The following is a 12,363-nucleotide window of genomic DNA, read 5'->3' on the forward strand; positions in this document are numbered from 1 at the left end:
AATATGCCGCGCGTGTCCAGACCCAGCGCCGGTCGGCAGGCGCAGCGGCTGACGCCGCAGTTTGGTGAGCTGAGCGCAGCGTTCGATGCCGAGCGGGCGCGTCTTTCCGCTGACACACCCGACGAGGTCGACCCGGCGCTGGTGGTCGTCTTCGACCTCGCCGGCAGCATCAAGGACTTCCGCAACGCGATCGACCAGATCGACGGACTGGAGTTCCTGTCCGAGCTGATCGGAGATCAGTCCGACCCAGACGACGACTTCCACATGACCAAGTCCGAGAGCGGCCGCACGGACAAGCCCGTCCAGCACTCCCTGTACTTGATGATGTCGAATGCCAAGGCGATCGACGAACTCCTGCGCCTGTTCACCGCCTGGCAAGCAGACCCGTCAGCGAAATTCGCCTACGGCTTGGGCAAGTTCAAGAACGCGTTCCAGCAGCTCACCGCGATCCGACGGTGGGGACCAGAAGATCGCATCCGAGAGACCGGCCTGCGCGAGCAGTGGCAGGAGAACCTCGACGTGGTCGGTCAGTCCGTCAGCACCGTGATGGTCGAAGTCGAGCTGTGGTACCGCCGCGACGCCACACAGCGCACCACAGCACAAGCACACGTCGAGCAGGTCATCTCCGACAGTGGCGGCCGTGTGCTCGACCGCTCCCAGATCGGCGAGATCAGCTACCACGCCCTGCTCGCGGAGCTGCCGATCCAACAGGTTCACTCGCTGCTGGCCTACGGGGCCGCGTCGATCCGGCTGCTGACCACCGACGAAGTCATGTTCGTCAACCCGTTCACTCCCATGAGCGTCGCACCGCCGACCACAGAACCGGTCAGCGAGGTTCGCCTGCCACCCGGAGAACGCACCGACGGCCGGCCCAGAGTCGCCCTGCTGGACGGATTGCCGTTTCCCAACCACGACGCCCTCGCCGGCCGGCTGGTCGTCGACGACCCCGACGGGCTCGGCGAGAACTACCCGCTGGCCGCGCGCCACCACGGCACCGCGATGGCCTCCCTGATCATCCACGGTGACCTCTCCGCCGACGGCGAACCGCTCGACCGGCCACTATATGTCCGGCCCATCATGCGACCCCACGAGTTCATGACAGGACACGAGCAGATCCTCCCGGACCGGCTGCTCACCGATCTGCTGCACCGCGCGGTGAAACGAATCGTCGAAGGAGAGGCCGGTCGGGGTCCGGTCGCGCCAAGCGTGCGCATCATCAACCTCTCCATCGGTGCGCAAGCCCGAGCGCTCGTGCGCCGGATGAGCCCTGTCGGACGGCTACTCGACTGGCTGGCCCACTCCTACAACCTGCTGTTCATCGTCAGCGCCGGCAACCACCTCGGCCCGCTCACGATCCCAGCCGATGCCACCAGTAACGCCGACGCGGCACGATCCGCCGCGCTCCGGTCCGTCTACGACACCGCACTGCTGCGGGGCATCCTCCCTCCAGGCGACGCCCTCAACGCCCTGACCATCGGCGCCACCCACAGCGATGGACTCGGCGACATCGACGTGCCGGACACCGCCTGGGACATCACCCACCAGGACGGCCCAGCCCACTACGGCGCGACCGGCCCCGGGGTCGACCGCTCGGTCAAGCCCGACCTTCATTACATCGGAGGCAGGGCGCTCTACGCCCGCCCTGTCACACCGCCGGGCGGGCAGGCAACCGTCGCGGTGGAACTGGCTCAGACCGCAACCACCGGTCCAGGCCTGCAAGTAGCCGCGCCCGGGCGAGCGGGCGCAACCAACAACACCGTCTTCACCATCGGCACGAGCAACGCCACCGCGTTGGTGGCCCGCGAAGCCAGCCGCCTGTACGACATCCTCGAAGCCGGCTCCGACGATCCCGAAGACGTGCCGCTGCCGGACCCGCAGTACCACCCGCTGCTCGTGAGAGCACTCCTCGCCCACGCCAGCAGTTGGGGCGAATGGGAGGCGCGACTGCGCCGCGAACTCGGCCTCACCAACCAGCAAGCCCGCCGCCACCTGACCGCGCTCCTGGGGTACGGCCGGCTCGACACTGACCGGCTCGGAACCGCAGCCACGAACAGGGCAGTGCTGGTCGGCGGGGGACTGATCGCACGCGACCAACGCCACACCTACGAGTTGCCGCTGCCGCCTTCGCTACGTGCACGCGCAGAGTGGCACCGCTTCACCATCACCCTCGCCTACATGGTCCCCACCGTCGGCCAGCTCAACCGCTACCGGGGCGCCAAGGTCTACTTCGCCACGCCAGACATGCAACTCGCCGGCGGCGACCGGATCGATGCCGAACACAACTCGGTCAGACGCGGAAGCCTCCAACATGAGATCGTGCAGGGCACACGCACGATGGTGTTCGGCGACGATGGCACCTTCCCGATCCACGTCGAGTGCATGGACGATGCCCAACGGCTCGGCGCCGGCAAGACCGTGCGATACGCGCTCGTGGTGTCCGTAGAGACCGCGGAGCAGACATCGACCACCATCCATGACGAGGTACGGGCGAGACTGCGCCAGCAGGTTCGCGATCGCGCACGCGGTCGGGTGCAGAGCTGATGCGCCCGCGAAGCGAGCGGGCGCTGCTCACACATTTGCGAAGCGAGTCGCTGTGAACACCGACGATGCAGACTTCGACGCACGTCTGGCGCACTCAACAGGGATGATCCGGTCGTTCGGTGCATTTGCAGTCATCGGCGCGGGCCTCTCCGCTGGTGGATACCCCATGACGGCCCAACTTCCCCCGCTACTTTGGCAGGCAATCGAGACTGTCCCCGACGCTCTTACTGCGCTACGCGAAAATTCGGGCACCCCCGGTAGTGCGAAAGAGATCCTGTCCTCAGATGGCAATGCATTGCAGGAGGGGTGGCGACTAGTCCGAGCATTTCCCCTTGTTAGGAAAGCGTTCCAGGAGGCGTTCACCGCACTTGACGCTGACCGCGAGCCGTCTAGCGCACACTTCGATCTTGCCCGTCTCATCAATAGCAGGCACGTGGAGGGAGTGGTGTCCTTCAACTGGGACACCTGTCTGGAGCGAGCACACGAGCGCATGTTCGGAGTCGGACTGGCTCCCGGAATACTTCACAAGCCGCACGGCGACGCGGCCCATCCAGAAGGTGAATGGGTGCTCCCAGACGAGGAGGGGCAAGTTCCCGCCGGCGTGCTCAGCCACGTTGTCCAGTTGTCAGATCGGCCGCGAACGCTCCTTGTGCTCGGGTACAGCGGCAGCGACGCAGCGGTTGTGGAGTCGCTGCTAGCTCCACTGGAGGAGCGATGGCCCGTTGTGCGAATTAGTCCTTCTGCCTCGGGAGAGGGAGCACTCCGCGGCACGGCGGATGCCATCCTCTCCTCTGTCACATCGCAACTTGCTCCTCCAGACCCGCTCAGTGGTTGGAAGTACGTCACTTTCCTACGGAGCAGAAGTTTCCTCGCGGCACTGCGAGGCGAGCGCCTTCGCCCCACAGACGTGAACGCCTGCCCCGAGCTGCCTGCTGTTTCGAGGCTCGCGGAGCGATTGTCAACTTCAAGGTTCGCAACTCTGTCGGGCTCAAGCGGTACCGGTAAGTCCATCACCGCATTTCACGCTGCGCGCCGCCTCAACCGCGACGGCTGGAAGGTGCTCGAACTGAAGCAGGCCGGAGTCGCCACCACGACTGACGTTGACGAATTCACTCGGCTGCGCGGTCCTGTACTTGCGGTCGTCGATGATGCTCAAGCGATAGACCGAAGCGTAATCGCACTTCTCGAGTCATCTGTCGACGACGATCATGCGGTCCTGTTGGTCTCAACTGAACGGCTTGAAGCACGCGACGGCGAGACCCTTCTCGCAAGCCAGGCCGTAGAAGTCCTGAATGCATACTGCCGATCCAATATCGCTGACGTCGGTCCACTGCTAACTCAACTTGACGATCGAGTGCGGTGGTCCGTGTTCTCCGACACCCCGGAACAGCGGCTCGAACTCGCGGTCCGCACAGGCACGGAACCTTGGCTGTATATGTTCGTAGCGTCCGGTGGTGAACGTCGCATTACAGGTTCGCTCGATCGCGCAGTTGAAGACATCGATGCTGCCCTCGTACTTGCCTTCATCTGCGTAGCGCAGATGACATCGCGCGATGCTGGGGTCACGAGAGGGGAACTCGAATCGACCGCAGGGAAACTCGCGCCAACGCGCTTCTCCATGGACGGCTCGCTTGGGACCGATCGCATTGATCGCGCCCTCCTGTTCCTCGCCAACGACAGACTCATCCGCGAACATGACGGCCGTATTCGCGCTTCGCACATTCGCGTCGCTGAGCGGGCTCTACAGAACTTGGGCCAACGGGAAGACTCGGGAATCGGGTCGATTGTGCGTCAGTGCGTACGTGCGGCTCTTCTTGACGAGAAGATAGACGCAGCAGGGAAATTCTGGCTTCTTCGAGTGTTCGACCGGATCGACGTTTACCGCTATCGCTGGGCTAGCGTCATCCTCGACGAGGAAGTCTCGTCAACTCTAGTGGAACAGTGCTTAAGTGCCGACCCAGGGAGTGACCGCGGCGTCGCGCTCAACCTGGTTTGGACTTCGGAGTGGTTTCATGAACTGTCCGAGACGGCCGCAGAGGAGCTTGCCAGCGGCATCATCGACTGGTTACCGGCGATGACGTCTGAAGAAGCCAACGGTTACAGATGGATTCTCAGCGGACTTCGTTCGCACCACGAAGCCGCCTACGAACGCATCCGCGACGCCATCCCAGCGCGTTTGATTGCTGCGAGGCTGTCGATGGCTGGAAATCGCCGGGCTGCGATGGACTGGACCCATGTTATCCAGGAACTCTGTCCAGACTGGCGAACCGGAAATCTACATACTTGGAGCGATGAGTTCGAGGGAGCTATCGACTCTGATGCCCTCGCGCGGTGGTTGTCTGATCGCGATTCACGCTCGCACCCACTTGAGGTTTACGACCTCATCGATGCGCTCGCCTCCATTGCTCCTCGGACGGCAGGAACGGTGTTTGCGGTCTGTGCCGATGAGATCCGTGATGCGATGGAGCATGACCTCGCTGATGCGGCCAGCAACTTCGCTGATTGGGTGTTCGGCACGATGCTTATCGTTGCCATGCTCGCAGATGCGCCATCAGCAAGAGATGCCGAAGATTACGAGGATGAGCGCGAAGCTCACGAATCTGATGGCGCTCGTGCAGATTTCATGGAAGCCAAGGAGCCCGCCCTTCGTGAACTCGCTGATGCTGTCCTCCGTGTGATGCAGAAGGTCGATTGGAGGACTGCCGCGAGGTCTCTTGAGTCGAAGAGGAAGTACCAGCTTCACAATCTGGACATGCTGCTCGGCTGGCTCTCTTACCTGTCGACCGACATCACGGACGAGATAGCGACGAACCTGTCGACCGAATGGCTCCTAAGTATTGTTGCCGCAGCGCGGCAAGAGGAATGGCCGAAGGGCCGTCCGTTCGGCGCCATTGACCACCTGCTTCATCATCTCTCGTTCGGAAAACAAGGAGCGGCCGTGGTGCGTGGGTTCCTGATGGAACACGAGAACGAGATCGAACCGTTCCCCTCCACGCTCGTGCGGCTCTACCCCGACCTTGCAGTCCGGTGGCTCCGCCAGGGGCGCCTCGTAGAGGTTCACGGTCCGCGAGGTTCCGGGTGGAGCCGCCTCACCGCTGACTTGGAGACCGTCGCGTCGATTGATCGCGACGTTGCAGCGAGCTGGCTCGATCAGATGTCTGATGAGTTGCTCGCCGCGCTCAACCAACCGCAGAAGCATGACTTGGCCGGGGTGGCACGCTTTGTCTCCCTTGCGGACGATCTGAATTCGTCCGCGCTCGACTCGGTCATTGCACGACTCGATAGCGAGATCACGCAGAAGAGTTGGCCAGCGAGATGGGAAGACTCGCGCGATGCTCTACGCCCCGTGCTCCAGCGAGTCTCGAGAGTTGACTGCCCCGAGGCCGACCGAGCGTTGACGCTACTGCGTGATGAGGAGTCTGCCACGATAGCTGGCGGAGACGGCTGAGGGGATGCGGTCGAACTTGTCGCACCAGTGGCTGCGGGCGAAGTGGACCAATGAGGTGACCAACAGCTTGCAAACCCTGCAAGACGAGACATCCAGAGCAATCGGCTGAAACGCAAAACCCCAGGTCAGGGGCGGGAGGGTCGTCGATTCCGGCACCTGGGGGATAAGGGGTACAAGCCCCCCGCCAGTCGGCCCGAACAACTGAATATGAACGTCACGGGCTGTGGCGCAGCTTGGTAGCGCACATGACTGGGGGTCACGGGGTTCAGGAAGCCGAATCGGTCTGGCTTCTCGGGCCGGCAGCTGAGCACGGCGCAGAAGATCGACCAGGCCTGAGCATAGGCTGCGTTCCGCCAGCTCGCTCCCGAGTCGGAAGCCCGCCAGCATCACCAGTCCGCCCCAGTACACTCGTGATCCAGCTTGTATGCCCCGCCGTGACCGGCGAGTCAGGGGCACTATCGAGTCAGGGTCGCGAACACACGTATCAGTCGACTGGCGTGTTCACAGCGAGAGGCCATCGCGCCCACCGGTGCAGCGGGCATGGTCACGAGAGAGCGTCGAACCGAGCGGCGGGCGCTGCGGACTTTCGAGGAGAGCTTCCCGCATGTGGAGCATGTTGATGATTTCTCCGGCGTGAGTGACGATCCGCGCCCGCTGCTCGCCAATGAGCTGGTGAGGGCCCGCACTGGCGGCGCTGGTCACCGCACCAGGCACCGCGCCGACATTGCGATCCAGCTCGTGAGCTTGCCGGGCGGTGTGCCGGGCACCAGAGCGTGCCCCCGCCTCGACCACGACGGTCGTGTTCGACAACGCGGCCAGAAGCCTGCCCCGTGCCAAGAACCGGTGCCGGGTCGGCGACGCACCCGGCGGCGTCTCACTGACCAGCAGCCCGACCCCAGCGATCTGATCGAGAAGGTCACGATGCCCTGCCGGGTAGGACCGATCGATACCGCCGGCGAGGATTGCGATCGTATCTCCGCCGGCAGCCAGTGCGGCGCGGTGCGCAGCACCCTCGATCCCGTACGCACCACCGGCGACGACCACCCGCCCATCGCGGGCCAGATCAGTGGCGATCTCCCCGGCAACACGCTCACCGTATGAGGTGGCGGCTCGGGAACCGGTGATCGTCAGTAGGTCCGTCACCGGACGCGACAGGAACGACGCTGCCCCGCGCGTCCACAGCACGAACGGTTCCCGGTCATACAGGTCTCCCAGTGACGCCGGCCAGTCCCGGTCGCCGGGGACCACTACACCAGTCCCGGACGCCTCGACAGCGCGGAGGCGCCCGGCCAGCTCGTCGGGCCGTGACGCCGCGCTCAACCGGTCGCGCCAGACCTGCGCATCGACCCGGCCCATGCCCGGTACCTTCCCCTCGCTCTCCAGGAGCCCCAGCATTTCCACCCCACCCAGGCGAGACAGCAACCGCCCCGTCACTGCATCGTCGGGCTCAGCCAGCATCGATAACATCATCCGCGCCGTGCGGTCATCCTTCGCAAGATTGCTGAACGAGGTCATGATCGGGGTCCTCTCGGTGAGACGTCACCGAGGAGGTACGCGCGTAGCGACGGGGTTCCGCATGTCCGCTGTCGGGAGTAAAGTGGAAACAAGTAGAGGCGACTTTCATCAATGTGTCGCCGTCGCCCCCAGCGCGACGGCACGACCGCCCGGAACCACCTCGGGTAGTCCTTCAAGGTTCTTTGTCGCCAGAACTGTGGAGAGGACTGCCGTCATGTTCCGACTCATCTGGGCCGCCAGCGTTCACACCCGGTACTTCCTGCGCCGGTATATGCCCACCAACATCTTGCTTGATGCCATCCGCACCCGTCGCGGCCTCAAGTGGGGCGTGCCCGTCATGCTTCTGGCGATCCCGTATCTCTACGTCGCCGGCATCCTCACCGTGGTCATCCGGGACGGCGGACCCGGATGGCTCAACCTGCTGGTGATCCTCGCTATCTGGAACGCTTTGAAGATGATCTGGATCGGCCCGATCAGCCTTGTCCTCTTGGTGCGTGCACGTCTTCGAGAGCTAAGTGAGCGCCGCGCGTCGTGGGCATCCGCCTCATCGGCCGGTGAGAGCCAGAACCTCGCCGACGCTGCAGTCGGGGCGCACTAAGACTGTCCGCACAGCGACCCTGCCTGTCAGTCGACGGACTCAGACAGCTCTAGCCACCGCTCCTCCAACTGCGCCACTTCGGCCTCCATCTCGCGCAGTTCGTCAGTGTGATGCTGTAGGCCTTCATAGTCGCTCTGGTCGTGCTCGGCCAGGCGCCGGTGTACCGTCTCGATGCTGCCTGACACCTTCTCTAGCCGGCGCTCGATCGCGCTGATCTCCTTCTGGGCCGCTCGGCGCTCCGCACCGGACAACCCCGACGCGTCCTCAGGCTCAGTTGACGTCGTCGCGAGGTCGGGCCTGTCGGTCGGCGTGCTCGCCTGCTCCTGCCGCAGCCGCAAGTACTCATCGACCCCGCCCGGCACATGCCGCAGCCGACCGTCCAAGATCGCATACTGCTGATCGGTGACCCGCTCCAACAGGTACCGGTCATGGGACACCACGATCAACGTTCCTGGCCAGGAATCCAGCAGATCCTCCATCGCGGTGAGCATCTGAGAATCAACGTCGTTCGTAGGTTCATCTAGAGCGATGAGATTAGGTTCGCTCAGCAGCAACAGCAGTAGTTGCAGCCGCCGCTTCTGGCCTCCGGAGAGATCGTCGACGCGCGCGGAGAGATGTTCACGAGCGAAACCAAGACGTTCGAGCAACTGCGCCGGGGTGTGGTCCTTGCCGTCGATCGTGAACGTGGTCTTGGTCCGGGCCAGCACCTCACGTACTCGGTCGCCCTTGATCTCGTCGAGTTGGGAGAACTGCTGGTCCAGCACACCGACACGAACCGTCTTGCCGACCTTGACCCGCCCGGTCGTCGGCTGGAGGGTGTCGCAGATCAATCCCAACAGGGTCGACTTGCCCGCCCCGTTCGCCCCCAGGATGCCGGTGCGCTCACCGGGCGCGAGCCGCCAGGTGATGTCCCGCAGCACCTCATGGTCACCGAAGCTCACCGAGACGTCCTCGATGTCCACCACATCCTTGCCCAGCCGGGCCACGGCAAGGCGCTGCAACTCGATCGGGTTGCGCACCGGGGGAACGTCCTCGATCAACTGGTTCGCCGCATCGATGCGGAACTTCGGCTTGGATGTACGGGCCGGCGCGCCGCGGCGCAGCCACGCCAGTTCCTTGCGCATGAGGTTCTGCCGCTTCGCCTCGGTCGCCGCGGCCATCCGGTCGCGTTCGACCCGCTGGAGCACATAGGAGGCGTACCCGCCCTCGAACGGCTCCACGATCCCGTCATGGACCTCCCACGTCTCAGTGCACACCTCGTCCAGGAACCACCGGTCGTGGGTGATCACCAGCAGGCCACCGGTGTTCTTCGCCCACCGGCGCTTCAGGTGCTCGGCCAGCCAGGCGACGCCCTCCACGTCCAAGTGGTTCGTCGGCTCGTCCAGCGCGATCAGGTCCCAGTCGCTCACCAGCAGCGCGGCCAGGGCGACCCGGCGCCGCTGCCCACCGCTCAGCTCGCCGATCTTCGCCTCCCACGGGATATCGGAGGCCAAGCCGCCGATCACGTCGCGGATGCGCGCATCACGCGCCCACTCGTGTTCCGGCCCATCGCCCACGATCGAGCGGCCGACCGTCTCATCGGCGTCGAGGTCGTCGCGCTGATCCAGCACCCCGAACCGCACGCCACTTCGACGTGTCACCCGGCCCGCGTTCGGCTCGATCTGTCCCGACAACATCCCCAGCAGGCTCGACTTGCCGTCACCGTTGCGACCGACGATCCCGATCCGATCGCCCTCCTCCAACCCAAGAGTCAACGACTCGAACACCACCCGCGTCGGGTACTCCAAGCTGAGCCCCTCGGCTCCAAGCAGATGCGCCGCCATCAGGCCACCCCCACCCGATCGCCGGCCCCACGACCACGATCACGACTACCTCCGCACTGTCCGAATCGCCCGCTCAGCCGGGAAATCCGCGCCTCACAGCGGTAAGATGAAGGAGTCCGATCCCAATACCCTGTCGGAGTGTTCGGCTCATCGAGCATCAGCACGTTCGGTTCTCCGGTGAGCAGCTTCAGCAGCTGCAGCCGGCGGCGCTCCCCGCCGGAGAGATCACCCACCGGGGTCCACTGCCGGGACCGGCTGAAGCCGAGGGTCTCCAGCAGCTGGGCCCCAGAAAGCTCCTTGCCACCGACGTCGAACACAGACTTCTCCTCGGTCATGACCTCCAGGGTGCGCATATGTTCACGCTCACGCAGTTCGGTGACCTCCTGAGTGAGGATCGCGGTGCGTACCGTCTTGCCCCGCTTGACCCGGCCCTCTGTCGGCTCCAGCTGGCCGTCGAGCAGACGCAGCAGGGTGGACTTGCCGGCCCCGTTGACCCCGACGACGCCGACCCGCTCACCAGGGCCAAGCCGGAACGTGACATTGTCGAACAGCAGCGGACCGGACTCACCGGCTCGATAGGTGATCTCTTCCAGATCGAGAACATCCTTGCCGAGCCGGGCGGTGGCCATCTTCTTCAGCTGGACCTCATCGCGGTGGACGGGAACATCGTTGATCAGAGTGTTGGCGGCATCGATCCGGAACTTGGCCTTAGTGGTGCGTGCCGGTGCGCCGCGGCGCAGCCAGGCCAGCTCCTTCTTCACCAGCTGCTGACGCTTCTGCTCCTCCACGGCTGCGGCCCGGTCTCGCTCGGCCCGGGCCAGGGTATAGGCGGCGTACCCACCCTCGAAGTGGTCCACCGCGGCGTCGTGCACCTCCCAGGTGCTGGTGCAGACCTCGTCCAGGAACCAGCGGTCGTGGGTGACCACCAGGAAAGCCGTTTGCTCCCCTCCCGAGCCGCGCCGCGCGCGCCTCGGTGCCCCGGTCGCTCTCTTATGACCTGCTGGTGTTCGAGACTTTATATGCTCTGCCAACCAGGCCACCCCCTCCACATCCAGGTGGTTGGTGGGTTCGTCCAGCATGATCACCTCATGCTCGGCCATCAGCAGCGCCGCCAGCGCTACCCTGCGCCGCTGGCCGCCGGAGAGCGCCCCAACCTCGGTTTCCCAGCCGAGTCCGCCCAGCAGTCCCTCAGCAACGTCCCGCTTGGCCGGGTCGGTGGCCCACTGGTGGTCGGCGGCGTCACCCAGCACCGCGGTACGAACGGTGCTGAGGTGGTCCAATGTGTCCTGCTGGTCGAGGAACCCCACGGAGACCCCGCCGCGCCAAGTGACCCTGCCTGCATCGGGCTCGGCGGTCCTGGCCAGGATCCGCATCAAAGTGGACTTACCGTCACCGTTGCGGCCCACAATGCCGATCCGGGCCCCGGAGTCGATCCCGAGGGTAATGCTCTCAAGTACTTTGCGTGTGCCGAAGGAGATGGAGACGCCTTCAGCACCGAGGAGATGAGCCATAGGGGTCCAGCCTACCCAGACCCGCCCGGGTATGGTCATAGTCAACAGCGCTACTCCCCAAGCAGCAGACCCGCGGCAGCGGTGGTCTGGCAGGTGTCCTGCAGGAAACCGTCCCTGCGCATCCGCATCCTGTTGCCGGTCTCACTACTGTGGCGGCGATAGGCTTGGCCGATATGGAGATCATCGCCGGGATCATGGTGCTGCTGGTGGTCGCCTCTATCCTGCAGCGGGTCACCGGGATGGGCTTCGCCCTGCTGCTGGCCCCGTTTCTGGCGGTGATGGTAGGCCCGCACTCCGGGGTGATCCTCACCAATGCGCTGAGCTTCCTTGCCCCGCTGCTGATGATCGCCGCGGTGTGGAAGGACATCGACTGGCGGCGTCTGGCGGTCATCGTCCCGGCGGCCCTGCTGGTGATGCCGCCCTTCGGCTGGGTGATGGCCAATACGCCCCAGGGGCCGCTCTACATTGTGGTGGGCTCGATTGTGATCCTGGCGCTGGCGGTGACCCTGTGGCTGAATCGGATTGATGTGCACGCCGACGGTAAGGGGCTCTTGGTGGCCACTGGTGTGGGTACCGGCGGCGGAGTGGTGCTGGCCGGGGTCGGTGCACCGGCGATGACCTCCTATGCTGTGCTGGCCCGTTGGAACATCACCAGTTTTGCCGCCTCCCTGCAGCCGCTGTGGGCGCTGACAGCCCTGACCGCCTTCGGGGTGAACTACTTCTACAGCGGTGAATCGCTGCCGAGCTTCCCTTGGTGGTTCTGGCCGCTGTGCGTGCCAGTGATCCTGGTGGGGATGTGGGCCGGCGGAGGTGTGCGCAAGCTGGTCAGCGAGTCACTGGTGCGCAAGCTGGTCATCGGCCTGGCGCTGTTCGGCGGCCTACTTTCGCTGATCACCGGCATCCGCGATGTCGCAGGACTGTGATCCT

Annotated in this window: 6 protein-coding genes and 1 pseudogene; 4 read left to right on the plus strand and 3 right to left on the minus strand. The window is 64.6% G+C overall.

The window, feature by feature from the left end; all coding sequences use genetic code 11:
* Positions 1–3: 3 nt before the first annotated feature.
* The gene (locus F0311_RS14515; protein ID WP_223881385.1) at positions 4–2,541 is read left to right on the plus strand and encodes a S8 family peptidase; all 2,538 of its coding nucleotides are present in this window, start codon (positions 4–6) and stop codon (positions 2,539–2,541) included.
* A gap of 52 nt (positions 2,542–2,593) precedes the next feature.
* Positions 2,594–5,989, plus strand: coding sequence for a P-loop NTPase (locus tag F0311_RS14520; protein WP_150462668.1), 3,396 nt, complete (start codon positions 2,594–2,596; stop codon positions 5,987–5,989).
* Between the two features lie 501 nt (positions 5,990–6,490).
* Here the strand turns inward: F0311_RS14520 and dprA are convergent.
* Complete coding sequence (gene dprA / locus F0311_RS14525; RefSeq protein ID WP_223881386.1) at positions 6,491–7,459, minus strand: DNA-processing protein DprA; 969 nt, start codon at positions 7,457–7,459, stop codon at positions 6,491–6,493.
* Between the two features lie 259 nt (positions 7,460–7,718).
* Here dprA and F0311_RS14530 point away from each other — a divergent pair, with 259 nt between their 5' ends.
* Positions 7,719–8,102 (plus strand): sulfate permease, encoded by a 384-nt coding sequence (locus F0311_RS14530; RefSeq protein WP_150462670.1) that lies wholly within the window; start codon positions 7,719–7,721, stop codon positions 8,100–8,102.
* 26 nt (positions 8,103–8,128) lie between these two features.
* Here the strand turns inward: F0311_RS14530 and F0311_RS14535 are convergent, their stop codons facing one another.
* Both F0311_RS14535 and F0311_RS14540 read right to left on the minus strand, forming a co-directional pair.
* Positions 8,129–9,925 carry an ABC-F family ATP-binding cassette domain-containing protein gene (locus F0311_RS14535; protein ID WP_150462671.1) on the minus strand — a complete coding sequence of 599 codons (1,797 nt, stop codon included), beginning with the start codon at positions 9,923–9,925 and terminating at the stop codon, positions 8,129–8,131.
* 143 nt (positions 9,926–10,068) lie between these two features.
* Positions 10,069–11,436, minus strand: a pseudogene (locus tag F0311_RS14540) (ABC-F family ATP-binding cassette domain-containing protein); the annotation flags it as partial.
* Between the two features lie 173 nt (positions 11,437–11,609).
* On the opposite strand from F0311_RS14540, the gene F0311_RS14545 reads away from it, so the two are divergent.
* Positions 11,610–12,359 carry a sulfite exporter TauE/SafE family protein gene (locus tag F0311_RS14545; RefSeq protein ID WP_150462673.1) on the plus strand — a complete coding sequence of 250 codons (750 nt, stop codon included), beginning with the start codon at positions 11,610–11,612 and terminating at the stop codon, positions 12,357–12,359.
* Positions 12,360–12,363: the final 4 nt, after the last annotated feature.

The sequence above is a fragment of the Nesterenkonia ebinurensis genome (assembly GCF_008711175.1).
In the GTDB taxonomy this organism is placed as follows: domain Bacteria; phylum Actinomycetota; class Actinomycetes; order Actinomycetales; family Micrococcaceae; genus Nesterenkonia; species Nesterenkonia ebinurensis.

Bases quoted from the DNA above. Each gene is read 5' to 3' on its own strand.
- F0311_RS14530 (WP_150462670.1), top strand. From the start codon at position 7,719: ATGTTCCGACTCATCTGGGCCGCCAGCGTTCACACCCGGTACTTCCTG.
- F0311_RS14545 (WP_150462673.1), top strand. From the start codon at position 11,610: ATGGAGATCATCGCCGGGATCATGGTGCTGCTGGTGGTCGCCTCTATC.
- F0311_RS14535 (WP_150462671.1), bottom strand. From the start codon at position 9,925: ATGGCGGCGCATCTGCTTGGAGCCGAGGGGCTCAGCTTGGAGTACCCG.
- F0311_RS14515 (WP_223881385.1), top strand. From the start codon at position 4: ATGCCGCGCGTGTCCAGACCCAGCGCCGGTCGGCAGGCGCAGCGGCTG.
- dprA (WP_223881386.1), bottom strand. From the start codon at position 7,459: ATGATGTTATCGATGCTGGCTGAGCCCGACGATGCAGTGACGGGGCGG.